The 17,323-nt window shown below is 62.8% G+C and carries 15 protein-coding genes; 7 read left to right on the top strand and 8 right to left on the bottom strand.

The features are described from left to right. Positions 1-44 precede the first annotated feature (44 nt). Together ppx and NKH01_RS14675 are read right to left on the bottom strand one after the other, a co-directional pair. Positions 45-1,577 carry an exopolyphosphatase gene (ppx, locus tag NKH01_RS14680; protein WP_353020756.1) on the bottom strand — a complete coding sequence of 511 codons (1,533 nt, stop codon included), beginning with the start codon at positions 1,575-1,577 and terminating at the stop codon, positions 45-47. Further along, complete coding sequence (locus NKH01_RS14675; RefSeq protein WP_353020754.1) at positions 1,577-3,778, bottom strand: RNA degradosome polyphosphate kinase; 2,202 nt, start codon at positions 3,776-3,778, stop codon at positions 1,577-1,579. The genes ppx and NKH01_RS14675 overlap by 1 nt, the downstream gene beginning before the upstream one ends. Before the next feature lie 149 nt (positions 3,779-3,927). On the opposite strand from NKH01_RS14675, the gene NKH01_RS14670 reads away from it, so the two are divergent. Next, positions 3,928-4,173, top strand: a complete 246-nt coding sequence (locus NKH01_RS14670; RefSeq protein WP_254820632.1) for a zinc-finger domain-containing protein — start codon at positions 3,928-3,930, stop codon at positions 4,171-4,173. Positions 4,174-4,192: 19 nt separating this feature from the next. Further along, a complete protein-coding gene (locus NKH01_RS14665) occupies positions 4,193-5,407 on the top strand; it encodes an FAD-dependent monooxygenase (protein WP_352814892.1) in 1,215 nt (404 codons plus the stop codon). Positions 5,408-5,440: 33 nt separating this feature from the next. On the opposite strand, the gene NKH01_RS14660 is transcribed toward NKH01_RS14665, so the two are convergent. After that, positions 5,441-6,112: a TIGR02117 family protein gene (locus tag NKH01_RS14660; RefSeq protein ID WP_353020751.1), complete on the bottom strand. Its 672-nt coding sequence runs from the start codon at positions 6,110-6,112 to the stop codon at positions 5,441-5,443. A 105-nt stretch (positions 6,113-6,217) separates the two neighbouring features. Between NKH01_RS14660 and NKH01_RS14655 the strand changes: the two genes are divergently transcribed. From NKH01_RS14655 to NKH01_RS14645, 3 genes are read left to right on the top strand one after another with little or no spacing between them, the layout of a single operon-like run. After that, complete coding sequence (locus NKH01_RS14655) at positions 6,218-6,481, top strand: metal-sensing transcriptional repressor (RefSeq protein ID WP_023719742.1); 264 nt, start codon at positions 6,218-6,220, stop codon at positions 6,479-6,481. Continuing rightward, a complete protein-coding gene (locus tag NKH01_RS14650) occupies positions 6,478-7,506 on the top strand; it encodes a cation diffusion facilitator family transporter (RefSeq protein WP_502912625.1) in 1,029 nt (342 codons plus the stop codon). The genes NKH01_RS14655 and NKH01_RS14650 overlap by 4 nt, the downstream gene beginning before the upstream one ends. 30 nt (positions 7,507-7,536) lie before the next feature. Continuing rightward, positions 7,537-8,250, top strand: a complete 714-nt coding sequence (locus NKH01_RS14645; RefSeq protein ID WP_353020749.1) for a HoxN/HupN/NixA family nickel/cobalt transporter — start codon at positions 7,537-7,539, stop codon at positions 8,248-8,250. Between the two features lie 74 nt (positions 8,251-8,324). Here NKH01_RS14645 and NKH01_RS14640 read toward each other — a convergent pair whose 3' ends face one another. The 5 genes from NKH01_RS14640 to NKH01_RS14620 all read right to left on the bottom strand — a co-directional run bounded on the left by NKH01_RS14640 (position 8,325) and on the right by NKH01_RS14620 (position 14,780). After that, entirely contained in the window at positions 8,325-10,244 is a 1,920-nt protein-coding gene (locus tag NKH01_RS14640; RefSeq protein ID WP_353020747.1) for a multicopper oxidase domain-containing protein, read from the bottom strand. A 258-nt stretch (positions 10,245-10,502) separates the two neighbouring features. Further along, on the bottom strand, positions 10,503-11,252 hold the full coding sequence (locus NKH01_RS14635) for an amino acid ABC transporter ATP-binding protein (RefSeq protein ID WP_031194215.1): 750 nt from the start codon (positions 11,250-11,252) through the stop codon (positions 10,503-10,505). Positions 11,253-11,321: 69 nt separating this feature from the next. Further along, positions 11,322-12,479 carry an amino acid ABC transporter permease gene (locus tag NKH01_RS14630; RefSeq protein ID WP_353020746.1) on the bottom strand — a complete coding sequence of 386 codons (1,158 nt, stop codon included), beginning with the start codon at positions 12,477-12,479 and terminating at the stop codon, positions 11,322-11,324. A gap of 4 nt (positions 12,480-12,483) precedes the next feature. Then, positions 12,484-13,671 carry an amino acid ABC transporter permease gene (locus NKH01_RS14625; protein WP_023719748.1) on the bottom strand — a complete coding sequence of 396 codons (1,188 nt, stop codon included), beginning with the start codon at positions 13,669-13,671 and terminating at the stop codon, positions 12,484-12,486. A gap of 80 nt (positions 13,672-13,751) precedes the next feature. Next, positions 13,752-14,780: an amino acid ABC transporter substrate-binding protein gene (locus NKH01_RS14620; RefSeq protein WP_353020744.1), complete on the bottom strand. Its 1,029-nt coding sequence runs from the start codon at positions 14,778-14,780 to the stop codon at positions 13,752-13,754. Between the two features lie 436 nt (positions 14,781-15,216). Between NKH01_RS14620 and NKH01_RS14615 the strand changes: the two genes are divergently transcribed. Continuing rightward, the gene (locus tag NKH01_RS14615) at positions 15,217-16,386 is read left to right on the top strand and encodes a cystathionine beta-lyase (protein WP_353020743.1); all 1,170 of its coding nucleotides are present in this window, start codon (positions 15,217-15,219) and stop codon (positions 16,384-16,386) included. A gap of 253 nt (positions 16,387-16,639) precedes the next feature. Next, positions 16,640-17,311, top strand: a complete 672-nt coding sequence (locus NKH01_RS14610; RefSeq protein WP_353020741.1) for an RNA polymerase sigma factor — start codon at positions 16,640-16,642, stop codon at positions 17,309-17,311. Positions 17,312-17,323 lie beyond the last annotated feature (12 nt).

Genomic DNA, 17,323 nt, shown 5'->3' with positions numbered 1-17,323 from the left:
CTGCGTTTACCCCACGTCCCGAAATCCGGCCTTGGACCGCCCGTTCACTTCACAGACATGCTTGGCCCGCCCTCGACCGCCAGCACCAGCCGGCGGTTGGTGACTCTTGCCAGCTGTGCCAGCCGGCCAGCCGGCCGCTCGCCGTAAAGATCGGCCAGCGCTGCCGGCAGCACCAGCGCCAGCACGCCATTGCCGCGGTTTTCCCATTTCAGCCGCGGCATGACGCCCGGCATTGCCGCGGTCAACAGATAGACGACGCGCAACAGCGCCGCCAATACCCGGGCGCGTTCGAGATAGCGCGGTGTCGCCAGCCCGCGGATTTCCGGAGCGGCTTCATTGAACACGCCCTCGTGGCGAAACAGGCTGACAAGCGCCAGGAAGGCGCGGCCGGGATGGTCGACGCCGATGAACGAGGCGTGGGCGATGATGTTGAGCGATTGCTTGCCGCGATATTCGGGATGGGCGCGCCAGCCGATATCGGCAAGCAGGCAGGCGGCGTGGCGGTAGCGCGCCTCATCCCTGGTTTCGTCGATGCCGAAGGCAGCGAAGGCCTTACCGGTCCATTCGACAAGCTCATGCGCGTGGTCGACCGATCGCGAGCGCAGGCGGGCAAGCTCTTCCGCCGCCGAGATCAGCGGATCGGCTTTCTGTTCGGCCTTGTCGAGCAGCGAATAGAGAAAGCCCTCGCGCACGCCCAGCGCCGACACGATGATCTTCGACGGCTGCATCGCCGCCATGATCTCCTGCAGCACGATGGCGCCGTAGGGCAGCAGCGAGCGGCGGTTCTTGGAGACGCCCTCGATGCCCTTGACCTTATCGATCTCGGCTTTGGCGACCTGCCGGAGGAAGTTCGCGGCGCTTTCGATGCCGATCGCGTAGTGGTGCATGACGCCGAGCGGGTAGTTGGTCATTTCCATGTGCAGACGGGCGAGGTTTCGCCAGGTGCCGCCGACCGTGTAGAAGGCCCTGCCCTGTCCGCCCTTCAGCAATTTCGCCCGCGCCAGTTGCTCGCGCGTGATCTTTGCCGCCTGGGTCAGCGAGTTCTTCGCCATGTCCTGCAGGCGCAAGCCGCCCAACGGCAGCGTGATGCCGTCACCGATCGTCTCACCATCGATGTCGATCAGTTCTAGGCTGCCGCCGCCAAGATCGCCGGCGATGCCGTTGGCCGGATGGAAACCGGAGATGACGCCGAGCGCCGAATAATGGGCTTCCTCGCGGCCACTCAGCACCTGGATCTCGGTCTTGAGTACATCCTCGGCGCGGTGGATGAAGTCGGGGCCGTTGACCGCCTCGCGGGCGGCGGCGGTCGCCAGCACATACATGCGCTCGGCACCGGCCTGGTCGGAGAGCGCGCGGAAGCGGCGGAACTCTTCCATCGAGCGCGTCACCGCCTCGGGATCGAGCTTTCCGGTCGAAACGATGCCGCGGCCGAGGCCGGCCAGCATCTTTTCGTTGAACAGCAAGGTCGGCGAACGCGCCAGCCCCTCATAGATGACAAGACGGATCGAGTTCGACCCGATATCGATGATGGACAGCGGTCGGCGGTCCTGAAGCCGGCCCTGGGACGCTGAAATCATCAGCCCGTCGCTGCGTTCTGTTTCTTGCGGCGCTTGAACTGCGCGATGCGCTTGGGCGCATGCGACTTCAACGCATCGCCCCGTCCGGACAGGCTCGGATTGGTCATGAAATATTCCTGCGCGTTGAACGGTTCCTCGCCCTCCTCCAGCACGACGCGCCGGGAGGTTCCGTCAGCCAATACGTCGAAACTTTGCTGGTTGTCCATGATGTTGCCGAGCATGATCTGGCCGATCACCTGCTCATGCACAGTTGGATTGGTGATCGGCACCATGGTCTCGACGCGGCGGTCGAGATTGCGCGGCATTAGATCGGCCGAGGAGATGTAGACGATCGCCCCGTCCGATGGCAGGCCGTGGCCGTTGCCGAAGCAGTAGATGCGGCTGTGCTCGAGGAAACGGCCGACGATCGACTTCACCCTTATATTCTCCGACAGGCCCGGCACCTGCGGCCTCAGGCAGCAGATGCCGCGCACGACTAGATCGATCTCGACGCCGGCGCGGCTGGCGTCATAAAGCGCATCGATGATGATCGGATCGACCAGCGCATTCATCTTCATCCAGATGCGAGCCGGCCTGCCGTCCAGCGCGTGGCCGATCTCGTCCGAAATATGCTTGAGGATGCGGTTGCGCAGCGTGAACGGCGAGATGGCCAGCCGCATCTGCTCGGCCGGCTCGGCATAGCCGGTGATGAAATTGAACAATTGCGCAACATCGCGCGCGATCGTCGGGTCGGTGGTGAAGAAGGACAGGTCGGTGTAGATGCGGGCGGTGACCGGATGGTAGTTGCCGGTGCCGAGATGCACGTAATTGCGTAGCCTGCCGTCCTCGCGCCGCACCACCAGCGACATTTTCGCGTGGGTCTTCAGCTCGAGGAAGCCGAAGACGACCTGGACCCCGGCGCGCTCGAGGTCGCGCGCCCAACGGATGTTGGCCTCCTCGTCGAAACGCGCCTTGAGCTCGACCAGCGCCGTCACCGACTTGCCGGCCTCGGCGGCGTCGACCAGAGCGCGTACGATCGGGCTGTCGTTGGAGGTGCGGTAGAGCGTCTGCTTGATCGCCACCACTTCCGGATCGGCCATCGCCTGGCGCAGGAACTGGACCACGACGTCGAAGGATTCGTAGGGGTGATGGACGATGATGTCCTTCTCGCGGATGGCCGCAAAACAATCGCCACCATGTTCGCGGATGCGCTCGGGGAAGCGCGGATTGTAGGGCGTGAACTTCAGATCGTCGCGCGCGACGGCGACGATCTCCGAGATCTGGCTAAGCGCCAGCGGCCCGGTAAGCACGCTGATGCGGCTGGCCGAGACGCCAAGCTCGCCGGCGACGAAGTCGCGCAATTCGGACGGCATCAGCCTGTCGAACTCGATGCGGATGACCGAGCCGCGGCGGCGACGCTTCAGCGCCGTCTCGAACAGCCGCACCAGATCTTCGGATTCTTCCTCGACCTCGATATCGCTGTCGCGGATGATGCGGAACGTGCCGGAGCCCTTGACCTCATAGCCGGGGAACAGCTTGCCGATGTAGAGACTGACCGCCTCTTCGAGCGGAACGAAGCGGACGTGATGCTTGCGATCCGGCAAGCGGATGAAGCGCCTCAGCGCTACCGGCAGGCGCAAAAGCGCGCTCATTTCCTCGCCGTTCTTGCGGTGGCGCAATTGCAGCGCCATCGAGAAACCGAGATTGGGAATGAACGGAAACGGATGCGCTGGGTCGATCGACAGCGGCGTCAGGACCGGAAACACCTGCTCCTGGAAATGGTCCTCGAGCCAGGTCTTCTCGTCCTTGGTCAGCGCATCGCGGGTGATGCTCTCGATGCCTTCCTTGTTGAGCTGCAGCATCAGCGCCGAAAGGCTGTTCTGCTGGTCCTCCTGCAGGCGCTCGACCTCGCGCAGCAATTGTTCGAGCTGCTGCTCGGGGGTGCGCCCGTCCGGGCTCTTCAGCACGATACCCTCGCGCACCTGGCCGGCAAGACCGGCGACGCGGACCATGAAGAACTCGTCGAGATTGGCGGCCGATATCGACAGGAAGCGAACGCGCTCGAGCAGCGGATGATTGGCGTTCAGCGATTCCTCGAGCACGCGCCGGTTGAATTGCAGCCAGGAAAACTCGCGGTTGACGAAGCGGTCAGGATTGCCGCCTTCGCGGCTCGCAGCCTCGATGGTGATGAATTCGCTTTGCACCGGCTTCAGTTCGTTCATGGTTCCTGCTCTTCCTACACCAGCCGTCGGCGCCAGCCTTAACCGGCTTAACTTATCCTCTGACAGGCTTTTGCGACAGTTTCATTTCATCGATCTTGCAAAGAGACGGGTTATGATCCAGATGCAATCGACAAGATCAGGAGACGACGATGGCAGGCGGTTCCATTCCCCATTTCCAGAACGATGCGGGCTATCCGGCAATCGACATCGGCGTCAAGGAATTCATGTGCACCGGCGCCAATCCGCCTTTCGACCATCCGCATGTATTTCTCGACATGGGCGACGACAATGAAAAAGTCTGCCCCTATTGCTCGACGCTCTATCGCTATTCGCCGAAGCTGAAGGCATTGGAAACGCAGCCGCCGGGCTGCCTCTATATCGACCAGGCCGCCTGATTCTTCCGCGACAAGCCTGATGCGAGAAACGCAGTCCCGGCATGTGGTCATCGCCGGGGCGGGCGTTGCCGGGCTGACCGCGGCACTGGCCTTCGCCGAGCGCGGCTATCGGATAAAACTGTTCGAACAGGCGCAGCACCTCGAGGCTGCCGGCGCCGGCATCCAGCTGTCGCCCAACGCGACACGCATTCTTCGACAACTCGGCGTACTCGATCGGCTGCTGCCGACGGCGGTGCGGCCGGAGGCGGTCGTGCTCAAGGATGCCGCCACGCTGCGTGAGCTGGCGCGCGTACCGCTTGGCCCGGCGGCCGAGACGCGCTGGGGAGCACCCTATCTCGTCGCCCACCGCGCGGATCTGCAGTCAGCGCTGATGCAGCGAGTTTCGGAGCAGCCCGGTATCGATCTGATCGCCGGCGCGCGAGTGACCGACATCGCAGCCGGATCGAAAGGTGTTACCGTCACTGCATCGGCTGATGGCGACACGGTCGAGGCTGGCTGTCTGCTGGTCGGAGCCGATGGCGTCTGGTCGTCGGTGCGAGAAACGCTCGCCCGCAAGGCGGCCGATTTCCGGAGAAGCTGCTTCTCGGGCGAGCTTGCCTGGCGCGCAACGGTGGCCGCGGACAGCCTCGCCGGACAAGCCTTCAGGGTGATCGGTGCGCCCGATTGCGTTACCGCATTCCTCTATCCAGGCTTCCATATGGTCGCCTATCCGGTCAGCCGTGGCACTGTCTTCAACCTCGCGGCCTTCACCAAGGGCGAGCGCATCGCCGAGGGCTGGTCGGGGCATGCCGACCCCGCCATCCTCGCCAGCGCCATGCGCGGTACCGCGCCGGCGCTGGTCCGTCTGGCGAGCGAGGCGGCGCCGTGGACGGCATGGCCGATCCACATTGTCGAGCAGCGGCGGTGGACGACGCCGGAAGGCATCGCGCTGATCGGCGATGCGGCGCACGCGATGACGCCGTTTGCCGCTCAGGGCGCGGCGATGGCGATCGAGGACGCGGCGACGCTTGCCGGCTTCGTTGCGGCCTCCACAGCCGATCTTGAGGGGGCGCTTGACGCCTGGGAACAGGCGCGGCGGCCGCGCGTCGCCCAGGTCGCCCGCCGGGGCGCCATCAACCGCCTCGCCTGGCATGCGGCCGGGCCGGTGGCGATGGCCCGCAACCTGTTCCTGGCGATGCGCTCACCCGAAAAGCTCGCCGCTGATCTCGACTGGCTCTATGGCTGGCGGGCGTAGGACGCTCGGCGGTCCTAAGTCATCGGCGCCTTGTCAATTGTAAAGCCGCATCGACAGGCCGAGCGAGGCCGGCAGCGGGTTCCACCAGCCGGTGCGCAGGCCGGCGGTGCGCAGTGCCGCCGCCGCCCAGGTGTTGCAGCCGACCAGCGCGTTGAAATGGCCATTGGCTTCGAAGAAACTATCGAAACGGGAATAGGCCGCATTCTCGATCGGCATGGCCCCGTTCGGTCCCTGCTGAAAGCTCGCTGCAATGAAATCGAGCAGCGCCGCAAAGCGTTCCTCACTTACGTCGAAGCCGGCGACGTCGGGATGCGGCTCGGCGATTTCGCCTGAAATGTCGACATGCATCGCCGAAGCATCGACGGTCAGCGCCTTCATCACCGGCACTGCCTTCAGTTCCGACCAGGTCGGCGTCTCGAGATAGAAGGCGCGGCCTCCCCAGCCGAAGACGATGTAGCGGACCTCCGCCATGTCGGCCGGAATGCCGGCATCGACCAGGAAGTGGAAGCGCCGGCGCACATCGTCGTCGACCGGGATGGCGATGTCGGTGTGGATCGGGTTTTTCAGCACCAGGATGCGGTGGCTTGCGCCGATCGGATCGGCAGCGGCCGCCGGCCAGAGCGGGCGCGGCAGCAGCGTGCCCAGCGCCACCGCAAGGACTGCTGTAACGACCAGCAGGCCAAGAAAACGGGCAAGCTTCTTCATGGGGAAGGCATAGACCAAGCAATGTTCAAGGTGAAGCCTCTCCGGAAATTGCACAGCTGACTTAGAGCTTGACCCGTATCCTCCCCGGGAGGATATGCTGGAGGCATGTCAGATCACCTCCACGCCTCACATCCTTCCATCATAAAGCGCCTGAAGCGCGCGCAAGGCCACCTTGCGGCGGTGCTGGCGATGATCGAGGCGCATCGCCCTTGCGTTGACCTGGCGCAGCAGCTTCATGCCGTCGAAAGGGCCATCAGCAGCGCCAAGCGCGAGCTGATCAACGATCACATCGAGCATTGCCTCACGGACAGCGTGGAAACCGGCGGCAACTCGCTGGCGGAACTCAAGCAGCTGGCGAAGTATCTATGAATGCCATCGTAGCCCGCATCCTGGACTGGCTCGGGTTCGGCTCGCAAGCGGCACATCATCACGGCGGTCACGGTTCGCATGGCCACACCCACAGCGTCATCGATGCGACAATTGCCACCACCGACCGGGGCATCTGGGCAATCAAATGGTCGTTCGTAATCCTGGCCATCACCGCGGCGTTGCAGATGGTCGTGGTTGTGCTGTCGGGGAGCGTGGCATTGCTGGCCGACACGATCCATAACATCGGCGATGCGACCACGGCAATCCCGCTATGGATTGCGTTCGTGCTGGCGCGGCGCAAGCCGTCGCGGACCTTTACCTATGGCTTGGGCCGGGTCGAGGATCTGGCCGGCATCATCATCGTGCTCATCATCCTGTTCAGCGCTGTTGTCGCCGCCTACCAAGCCATCGACAGGCTGATCAATCCACAAATGGTGACCCATCTCGGCTGGCTGACGGCGGCGGGCATTGTCGGCTTCCTCGGCAACGAGGCGGTTGCCGTGTTCCGTATCCGCGTCGGCCGCGAAATCAACAGTGCCGCGCTGATTGCCGACGGCTACCACGCCCGCACCGACGGACTTACCAGCCTTGCCGTGGTCATCGGAGCCATCGGCGTCTGGCTCGGCTTTTCCTTGGCCGACCCGATCGTCGGCCTGCTGATCACGATTGCGATCTTCGGTATCGTGTGGCAATCGGCCCGTTCGGTGCTGACCCGCATGCTGGACGGAATCGAACCCGGTGTGATGGATGAAATCCGACATGCCGCCGAGCATGTTGCGGGCGCGCACATTGTCGATGCCAAGGCGCGCTGGGTCGGTCATAGATTGCACGCCGACATCGCAATTGCCGCGGACGAAACCTTACCGCTGTCGGCGGCGAACAAGATCGCGGCAGCGCTGAAAGACGAACTGTCCCAGCATATGCCAGCCCTGGCTGAGGCGAATGTCCGGTTTTCAACGGAACGTGGAGAGAACGACCATCCGCACCCTCACGAGCACACGCATGACCACGGCCACATGCACTGACGCTCGCCGATTTTCTGCTAGTCTCGTCCGATGTTCCAGACGCTCGTCGAATTTCAGCGCACGATCTATCTGACGCTCGGCGAGCAGATCAAGCTGCTTGCGGCCGGAGGCAATTGGCTGGCATTCATGGCCTTCCTGCCGATGGGCGTCGTGTTCGGGGCTGCCCATGCGCTGACGCCGGGTCATAGCAAGGCGGTCCTGGCGACCTATCTTGCCGGTTCGGATGCGAAGGTCTCGCGCGGCCTGCTCGTGTCTATCACGCTATCGTTCACGCATGTGACGATTGCCGTTCTGATTGCGGCTCTCTCGCTGCCACTGGTCTCCATAGCATTGGGCAGCGTTGGCCGCGCTCCGCTTCTGGAGCATATCAGTCGTGGGCTGCTCGGCCTCATTGGCGTCTGGATGCTCTGGCGCGCTTTGAGCCACAGCCATCACCACAGGCTCGAAGGCGAGGCTGTCGGCGTGATGGCAGGCCTGATCCCCTGCCCGCTGACGCTTTTCGCGATGACTTTCGCGATCTCCAGGGGTGTTCCGGCAGCGGGCGTCCTGTTTGCCATCACCATGATGGTCGGCGTGGCGCTGACGCTGTCCTGCGTCGCGGTATTGTCGGTCGTGTTTCGGGAACGGCTTGTACAGTTTTTCGCGCGCCAGCCACGGCTGTTCGAAACCATCTCCCGGGCCATCGAGGGCGCTGCCGGTCTCGCCCTTGCCGGCGTCGCTGTCTGGCAGATCACATCAGCTTAAGAGAAAACATGGTTTCAGCCACTGCATGGCGTCCGGGCCGGTGCAGCGGTTGGAACGAGCCAAGCCGACGCCGGTCATGTCACATCGATCACGACCATCAGCCCGCCGCCGCCCTTCTCCTCGACATTGTTGTTCGTGGTGTGATGCGGGATGTGGCAATGGATCAGCCATTTGCCCGGACGCTGTGCCTTCCAGATCACGTCATAGCGCTGACCTGGCCCGACGTTGACTGTATCGGCAAGGAAACGACCCGAGGCAGGGATCGTCTCGCCGTCGCGGGCAACGACCTCGAACGGTCCGCCATGGATGTGCATCGGATGGATGAAGCCGTTGTTGGTGCCGATGACCCGCACCTTGAGCGTCTCGCCGACCTTCATCGGAATCGTCTCGGTCGAGGGATAGGCCTTGCCGTTGATGGTGAAGAAATTCGGCATGCCGCCGTCCATCGGCATCGACGGGTAGGTCAGCCCTTCCCGCACCAGCCATTCCTGAAGCTCGATGACGTAATCATGGTCGGCCGCGACCTCATCGGCGGGATTGGCGGGATCGATGATCAGCGCACCGTAGAGGCCGAGCGCCTGGGTCCGGTCCGGCTTGGCATGGGGGTGATAGAAATAGGTTCCGTGCTGGGTTGCGGTGAATTCGTATGAATAGGATTGGCCGGGCTCGATCGGCGCCTGCGTGATTTCCGCCGGCCCATCCATCTGGTTCGGCAGGATCAAGCCATGCCAATGCACTGTCGTTTCCTCAGGCAGGCCGTTGGTGACGTTGATCCTGACCTGATCGCCCTGGCGAATGTGAATTCGCGGGCCGGGAATCTGGCCATTATAGGCATAGGCGTCTACCGCAACGTCCGGCAGGATCTGCCAGCGGACCACCGAAGGCCTGAGCGCGAACACCTTGGTGCCGTTCTCCATCCGAAACGGCAGGTCCTGGTCACCCCTTATCGTCAGACCATAAGAGGCGGCCACGAGGCGCGGATCGGTGGCGGCCATGTCGCGCATTGCGTCGGCGGGCGTGTCGCGATCCATGATCATGCCTTGCGGCATGATCACCCCGCCGACATCGCGCGCCGACAAGGTTAGGTTCAGCCAGTTCGCCGGCGCGATCATGCCGATGGCGAGGGCCAGCAGGGAGACCATGCTGAGGGCGGCGACTTGCGGGGTCGTGGCATCCGTCTCCATGTGATGACCGGCGCCGCCTTTGCCTTTGTGGGAAGCCATATCGTGGTGCTGCCCGTGATGGCCGCTGGCGTCGGCCTGCTGCATTTGCATCTGCGCGTGTTGCCCTTGGTGGGGCCGCTCTCGACCGTCGGTGCCGGCCGCCTGTTGGCGCTGTGTCATCAGCCCATGTTTCAAGCCGCGGGCGACCAGCCAGACATTGGCGGGGTAGGCAAGCGCAAAGCCGGCGATGACGCCGATCGACATCACGCCCCAGAACAAAAGCTCCGTCGGTTCCATCGCGCGCATGTCGCGGCCCATCATCAGAAAACTCATGACCGGCGCCATGCCGGCCATCATGAAGTTCATGGAGATGAACTCGGGCAGAAAGCTCTTGCGCACGTTCTCCCAATAGGTGCCGCCCATCATCGATTTCATGAAAAGCGACTGGAAGATGAACAGGCCGAAGGCAAAGCCGGCGAGATATTCGACGATCAGGTCGATCCACATCGGCAGGCCGAGCGCCGCCGTGACGGCGGCGGCAAGAATGATGCCGGTGGCATCGCCGGCGACGCAGTGGATGGTGGAGCCGACGCCCTGCTTCCAGAGCGGCCGGGTGAAGAGTTCATGCTCGCCCGGCCGGGGCTCCTTGTCGGCGAGCACGTAGAGCAGCAAGCCGAGCGGCCCCATATAGAGGGTGACCAGGATGAAGCCCCATTTCATCACCACCGGCTCGGGATTGTTGCGGTATTGGTCGAAGCCGACATAAAGCGTCGAAGCCAGCGCCAGCGCGAACCAGACGACGAGAAAATAATCGATCGGTTGGATGAGCATCAGGATGAGCCCTTGACCTGCCGCCGCACGCGCCCACTCGGCTTGTTATACAACTCCTAATGGCAATGAACGCAGCCGGCGCGCTTATGATCCGTGCCGGCCTTAGTTACCAGGTTGCAAGGTGACCACTCGAGCGGCCTGAAGCACGCTTGCTATCTTCTCGCGCCGCGCACGGTCAGCGCTCGTCGAATACGCGTAAGGCCCTGAGCAAGGCAGCGAGCCCGGTCCGCCGGCCTTGTCACGAACCGGCGTACAGGATCAGTGCAGGATCTGCGACAGGAACAGTTTCGTGCGTTCGTGGCGCGGGTGGTCGAAGAACTCGGCCGGCGTGTTCTGCTCGACGATCTGGCCCTGATCCATGAAAATCACCCGATTGGCGACTTTCCGCGCAAAGCCCATCTCATGAGTGACGCAGAGCATGGTCATGCCCTCCTCGGCGAGCCCGACCATCGTCTCCAGCACTTCCTTGATCATTTCCGGGTCGAGCGCCGAGGTCGGCTCGTCGAACAGCATGATGCGCGGGTTCATGCACAGCGAGCGGGCGATAGCCACGCGCTGTTGCTGGCCGCCGGAAAGCTGACCGGGATATTTGTTTGCCTGTTCCGGAATCTTGACACGCGTGAGGAAATGCATGGCGATTTCCTCGGCCTGCTTCCGCGGCATCTTGCGCACCCAGATCGGCGCCAGCGTGCAGTTTTCGAGAATGGTCAGATGCGGAAACAGGTTGAAGTGCTGGAACACCATGCCGACCTCGCGGCGGACCTCGTCGATCTTCTTCAGATCGTTGGTCAGTTCCTTGCCGTCGACGATGATTTTGCCCTTCTGGTGTTCTTCCAGCCGGTTGATGCAGCGGATCATCGTCGATTTGCCGGAGCCCGACGGGCCGCAGATGACGATGCGCTCGCCTCGCATTACCTTCAGATTGATGTCCTTCAGCACATGGAATTCGCCGTACCATTTGTGCATGGCGATGATGTCGATGGCGACATCGGTGGTGGAAATATGCATCTTGGCGGCATTGACCTTGATCTCTTCCGCGCTGACGGCGTTTTCTATGGCCATGACAAGGTCCCCTTTTTAGCGTTTGTGGCCGGTGTCGAGACGGCGTTCCGTGTACATTGAATAGCGCGACATGCCGAAGCAGAACAGCCAGAAGATGAAGGCCGCGAACACCAGGCCGGACCTGGCCGTCTGCGGCGTCGCCCAGCTGGCGTCGGAGAAGTTCTGCTTGACGATGCCGAGGAGGTCGAACATCGAGATGACGATGACCAGGCTGGTGTCCTTGAACATGCCGATGAAGGTGTTGACGATGCCGGGAATGACCAGCTTCAGCGCCTGCGGCATGACGACCAGACCCATCTTCTGCCAGTAGCTGAGGCCGAGCGAATCGGCGCCCTCATACTGGCCTTTGGGGATCGCCTGCAGGCCGCCGCGCACCACTTCGGCCATGTAGGCGGCGGCAAACAGCGACACGCCGATCAGCGCGCGCAGGAACTTGTCGAAGCTGACGCCGGCCGGCAGGAACAGCGGCAGCATCACGCTGGCAAAGAACAGCACCGTAATCAGCGGGATGCCGCGTACCGTCTCGATGAAGATCACGCACAGCAGCTTGACGATCGGCATGTTCGAGCGCCGGCCGAGCGCCAGCACGATGCCGACCGGCAGCGACACAGCGATGCCGACGAAGGACAGGCTGAGTGTCACCAGCAGTCCACCCCAGAGCGGGGTTTCGACATAGGGCAGGCCGAACATGCCGCCGAGCAGCAGAACGAAGGCGACGACCGGCAGTGCAAAAAAGAGAAGAATGGCATTCAGCCCCTTGCGCGATACGCGCGGCATGAGCAGCGGCACCAGCAGCGCCACGAACAGGATGGCCACCAGGATCGGGCGCCAACGCTCTTCCAGGGGATAGCGGCCGAACATGAACTGGCCGAACTTGGCGTTGACGAAGGCCCAGCAGGCGCCGGTCCAGCCGTCCGGCTGGATGCCGCCCTGCGCCACGGTGGCGCAGACCGTGCGGTCCGGTCCCGTCCACTGGGCGTTGATGAAAGCCCAACTGACGATCTGCGGCAGGATCATGGCAACCAGCACGATGCCGATGATGGTCAGGATGGTGTCGCCGGTCGACGCGATCAGATTCTTGCGGACCCAGGCGCCGAGGCCGCGCTCGCTCGACGGCGCCGGCTGCGCCAGCGCCATCTCCGTCCGCACCCAGGACATATCGTGCTCTTGCATGGCCTTATCTCTCCACCAGCGCCATCCTGGCGTTCACCACGTTCATGACCGCCGACGTGATCAGGCTGAGCGCCAGGTACACCGCCATCATGATCACCACGCCTTCGACTGCCTGCCCGGTCTGGTTCAAGACCGTGCCAGCCGTCGCCGTCAGGTCCGGATAGCCGATGGCGATGGCGAGCGAGGAATTCTTGGTCAGGTTGAGGTACTGGCTGGTCAGCGGCGGAATAACGATGCGCATCGCCTGCGGCACGACGACAAGCCTGAGGATCGATCCCGAGCGCAGCCCGAGTGCAGCGGCCGCCTCGGTCTGGCCTGCGCTGACGCCCCTGATGCCGGCGCGCACGATCTCGGCGATAAAGGCGGCCGTATAGCAGGACAACGCCAGATAGAGTGACAGGAACTCGGGCCTGACCTGAAAGCCACCGACGAGATTGAAGGTCGACTGCTTTGGAAATTCAAAGCTCAGCGGAAAGCCGCTCAGCGCATAGGCCAGCAGCGGCAGGCCGACGATCAACGCTATGGATGTCCAGAACACCGGGAATGGCTGCCCCGTCGCCATCTGCCGCTGTCGCGCCTTGCGGGCGACGAACCAGGCCATGGCGATGCCGAGGAGCAGTGCGACCAGGATCAGCCAGGATCCCTCGCCCCACATAGCGCGGGGAAAATAGAAGCCGCGCTGGTTGAGAAAGGAGCCGAATGGCAAATTGATGCTGTCGCGCGGCGGCGGCAGCACGGCGAGCACGCCGGAATACCAGAAGAAGATGACCAGCAGCGGTGGGATGTTGCGGAACACCTCGACATAAACGGTGCAGATCTTCCTGATCAGCCAGTTATGCGACAGCCGGCCGATGCCGACGATGAAACCGATGATGGTAGCGGTGATGATGCCGACGACAGCAACGATCACGGTGTTGATAAAGCCAACCAGGATGGCACGGAAATAGGTCGAATCCGATGAATAAGCGATGGCGCTTTCGCTGATGTCGAAGCCGGCGCGGCCCTTGAGAAAGCCGAAGCCGGAAGCGATGTGCAGCCGCGTCAAATTGGCGATGACGTTGTGGGTAACCCACCAGACACCCGCTACCAGCAGGACAAGGACTAGTGCTTGAAAGAATATGCCGCGGACGCGAGGATCATTGATGAAGGAACCGCGGCTTGGCTCCTCGCGAAGAATTTCCTGCGATGCCATTAAACCACCACCCTTCTGGCGACCATCCCCTGGAAAGAGAAACCGGAAGGCAGGAAGCTGCCTTCCGGATCACATTTCGATCAGCGGATCGGCGGAGCGTATTGCAGGCCGCCCTTGGTCCACAACGCGTTGATGCCGCGCGCGATCTTCAGCGGGCTGCCCGAACCGACATTGCGTTCGAACATTTCGCCGTAGTTGCCAACTGCCTTGACGATGTTGACGACCCAGTCGTTGGAGACGCCGAGATCGGTGCCGATCTTGGTGTCGGCTTCCTGGCCGAGCACGCGCTTGATCTCAGGATTGTCCGAGTTCTTCATCTCGTCGACATTGGCCTGGGTGATGCCCAGTTCCTCGGCCTGCAACAGCGCAAAGTAGGTCCACTTGACGATGTGGTACCACTGGTCGTCACCCTGGCGCACGGCCGGGCCGAGCGGTTCCTTGGAGATGATCTCGGGCAGCACGACATGGTCGGCCGGCGCGCTGAGCGTCAGGCGGATGCCGTAGAGACCCGACTGGTCGGTGGTGTAGACGTCGCAGCGGCCGGCGTCATAGGCGGCGTTGACCTCATCCAGCTTTTCGAAGACGACGGGGTTGTACTCCATCTTGTTCGCCTTGAAGTAGTCGGCGAGATTGAGCTCGGTCGTGGTGCCGCTCTGCACACAGACCGCCGCGCCCGAAAGCTGCAGCGCCGAATTGACGCCCGGCAGTTTCTTGGCGTTGATCATGAAGCCCTGACCGTCATAATAGGTGACGCCGACGAAGTTCAGGCCAAGTGCCGTATCGCGGTTGATGGTCCAGGTGGTGTTGCGCGACAGGATGTCGACCTCGCCCGACTGCAGCGCGGTGAACCGCTCCTTGGCGCTGAGCGGCGTGAACTTGACTTTGGTGCCATCGCCGAAGACGGCGGCCGCCACGGCGCGGCAGAAATCCACATCGATGCCTTTCCATTCACCCTTGTCGTCAGGCGCAGCGAAGCCAGCAAGACCTGTGTTGGTGCCGCACTGGATGAAGCCTTTCGCCTTGACGTCGTCGAGCGTGCTCGCGGATGCGGCCGAAGCCGCGAATCCAAGCGCGGCGGCGCCCAAAACGCCGATTGCAATGTGTTTCATGACCCACAGACCCTTTTCTGTTTTTTCCAGGCGAACCTGACTTTTTCCCGTGTGAACGCAGCTTCGTATCCCGGCCCATTACCGGAATCCCGCATCGTAACCGACGCGCTGTCTCCCATTCACGAACAACATCGAAGGCGATTATTCCTGTGAGGTCAAGGGAAATGACCAAATCCGAAAGACTTTGAAAACCAACCGGCTGAAATGCCTGAATCGCAGACAAACGCGCCCGCAAATCGGTCAACGCGCCAATAAAGCCGGCAAAATCCGATCGCGCCTTCCCGACCGCGGCTTCCCGACCGCGCCGGGCGCCCTGCGGATCTACGGCGCATTGCTGAATTGGCATATTCAAGACCTTTGCCTGGCGAGTGCGGTGCGGTTGCGCGGCCAATGCCGCCGCACTATGGCTAACGACCTACTCACGGGACGAAATGCAATGGCAAAAGACGGTAGCGAGATGGGCATCAACACGCGGCTCGCCCATTCCGGCAACAACCCGCATGACTATTTCGGCTTCGTCAACCCGCCGGTGGTGCATGCCTCGACCGTGCTTTATCCCAACGCGGCGGCGATGGCTTCACGCAGCCAGAAATACACCTACGGAACGCGGGGCACGCCGACCACCGATGCGCTGAACAGCGCGATCGATGCGCTGGAAGGCTCTGCGGGCACGGTTGCGGTTCCATCGGGCCTGGCGGCGGTGACGCTGCCGCTGCTCGCCTTCCTGTCGGCCGGCGATCATCTGCTGATCGTCGATTCCGTCTATCACCCGACCCGCAATTTCGCCGACACGATGCTGAAGCGGCTGGGCATCGAGGTCGAGTATTACGAACCGCGCATCGGCGCCGGCATCGCGGCGCTGATCAAGCCCAACACCAGGGTGGTGTTCACCGAATCGCCGGCCTCCAACACTTTCGAGGTGCAGGACATACCGGCCATCGCCAAGGCAGCGCATGCCGCCGGCGCCATCGTCATGATGGACAACACATGGGCGACGCCGCTCTACTTTCGCCCGCTCGACCATGGCGTCGACATCTCGATCCATGCGGCGACGAAATACCCGGCCGGCCATTCCGACGTGCTGCTCGGCACGGTCTCGGCCAACGCAGCCTGCTGGAAGCAGCTTTGCGAGACGTTCAACACGATGGGATGCTGCGCCGGGCCGGACGACGTCTACCAGGTGCTGCGCGGCCTGCGCACTATGGGCGTGCGGCTGGAGCACCATCAAAAGAGCGCGCTTGCCCTCGCCGGCTGGCTGGAGGGCCAGCCGGGCGTGGCGCAGGTGCTGCATCCGGGGCTGCCCAGCCATCCCGACCACGTTTTGTGGAAGCGCGATTTTTGCGGATCGAGCGGCATCTTCTCTATCGTCCTTGCAGGCGGCGGACAGAAGCAGCAGCACGCCTTCCTCGACGCGTTGGGGTTTTTCGGACTCGGCTATTCCTGGGGTGGCTATGAGAGCCTTGCCGTGCCGGTATTCCTGGGTGACCGCACCGTCGCCAAGGGCCCGTATGACGGGCCGCTGGTGCGCCTGCAGATCGGGCTCGAGGATGTCGAGGATTTGAAGACCGACCTGGCGCGCGGGCTGGCGGCGGCCGCAGAGGCCTGAGCCAGCACCTTTCCAGACCGAGTCAGGAAATCGGCGTAACAGCCTGGAAACACTGCGATCCTGAGCGGTGTCATGGCGACCGATCAGCCGATGAAGCGGCGTCTACAAAATAGAGACGCCGGCGTGGCGGAAGCGATAGAATAGCTTCTGCCGGCGCTTGATGCGGATCGAGGCTGGCCGGCGGATCGGTCGGGAACCTTTTGTCGGCCGATGCATCCAATATCCCGATGAGAAGCCTATCAGGAGATCGCCCATGCCGGCTGTGTTGACGGCAACGTCCGCCGCTTCCGGCGACATGCAGCTTGTCGGCCGCGCGCTGGCACGCGATGGCGATGCATTCCGCACCATCATCAAGACGCACAACCAAAGGCTCTACCGCATCGCCCGCGGCGTTGTGCGCAACGACAGCGAGGCCGAGGACATCGTCCAGGAGGCCTATGTCAGGGCGTTTGCCCACCTCGAGGCCTTTCGCGGCGATGCCTCGCTCGCCACGTGGCTGTCGCGTATCGTCATCAACGAAGCGCTCGGCCGCTTGCGCAAAAGGCGGCGAATGGTGGCGATGCCCGAAAACCCGCAAGCCGAAATCATCCGGTTTCCCCTCAACCCGAGCGACGATCCGGAGCGGACGATGGCGCAACGGCAGATCCTTGAGCTTGTCGAACGGGCAACCGACAGTCTTCCCGATGTCTACCGGATGGTGTTCGTGGCGCGAGTCATCGAGGGATTGAGCATCGAGGAAACCGGCGAACTGCTTGGCGTGCGACCAGAAACCATCAAGACCCGGCTGCACCGCGCTCGTGCGCTGGTGCGCAAGGCGCTGGACGACCAGATCGGCCCGGTGCTGCTCGACGCGTTTCCGTTCGCGGGCCGGCGCTGTGAACGGCTGACCAATGCCGTGATGCAGCGGCTTGGTCTTTCCGGATAGGTCGCGTCGATT

Source organism: Mesorhizobium sp. M1403 (assembly GCF_040317695.1).
Classification (GTDB): Bacteria; Pseudomonadota; Alphaproteobacteria; order Rhizobiales; family Rhizobiaceae; genus Mesorhizobium.
This window is presented reverse-complemented; position numbering and strand designations above follow the sequence as displayed.

Excerpts from the sequence above, each read along its gene's own strand:
- ppx (WP_353020756.1), bottom strand. The coding sequence starts at position 1,577 with ATGATTTCAGCGTCCCAGGGCCGGCTTCAGGACCGCCGACCGCTGTCC.
- NKH01_RS14675 (WP_353020754.1), bottom strand. The coding sequence starts at position 3,778 with ATGAACGAACTGAAGCCGGTGCAAAGCGAATTCATCACCATCGAGGCT.
- NKH01_RS14670 (WP_254820632.1), top strand. The coding sequence starts at position 3,928 with ATGGCAGGCGGTTCCATTCCCCATTTCCAGAACGATGCGGGCTATCCG.
- NKH01_RS14665 (WP_352814892.1), top strand. The coding sequence starts at position 4,193 with ATGCGAGAAACGCAGTCCCGGCATGTGGTCATCGCCGGGGCGGGCGTT.
- NKH01_RS14660 (WP_353020751.1), bottom strand. The coding sequence starts at position 6,112 with ATGAAGAAGCTTGCCCGTTTTCTTGGCCTGCTGGTCGTTACAGCAGTC.
- NKH01_RS14655 (WP_023719742.1), top strand. The coding sequence starts at position 6,218 with ATGTCAGATCACCTCCACGCCTCACATCCTTCCATCATAAAGCGCCTG.
- NKH01_RS14650 (WP_502912625.1), top strand. The coding sequence starts at position 6,478 with ATGAATGCCATCGTAGCCCGCATCCTGGACTGGCTCGGGTTCGGCTCG.
- NKH01_RS14645 (WP_353020749.1), top strand. The coding sequence starts at position 7,537 with ATGTTCCAGACGCTCGTCGAATTTCAGCGCACGATCTATCTGACGCTC.
- NKH01_RS14640 (WP_353020747.1), bottom strand. The coding sequence starts at position 10,244 with ATGCTCATCCAACCGATCGATTATTTTCTCGTCGTCTGGTTCGCGCTG.
- NKH01_RS14635 (WP_031194215.1), bottom strand. The coding sequence starts at position 11,252 with ATGCATATTTCCACCACCGATGTCGCCATCGACATCATCGCCATGCAC.
- NKH01_RS14630 (WP_353020746.1), bottom strand. The coding sequence starts at position 12,479 with ATGCAAGAGCACGATATGTCCTGGGTGCGGACGGAGATGGCGCTGGCG.
- NKH01_RS14625 (WP_023719748.1), bottom strand. The coding sequence starts at position 13,671 with ATGGCATCGCAGGAAATTCTTCGCGAGGAGCCAAGCCGCGGTTCCTTC.
- NKH01_RS14620 (WP_353020744.1), bottom strand. The coding sequence starts at position 14,780 with ATGAAACACATTGCAATCGGCGTTTTGGGCGCCGCCGCGCTTGGATTC.
- NKH01_RS14615 (WP_353020743.1), top strand. The coding sequence starts at position 15,217 with ATGGCAAAAGACGGTAGCGAGATGGGCATCAACACGCGGCTCGCCCAT.
- NKH01_RS14610 (WP_353020741.1), top strand. The coding sequence starts at position 16,640 with ATGCCGGCTGTGTTGACGGCAACGTCCGCCGCTTCCGGCGACATGCAG.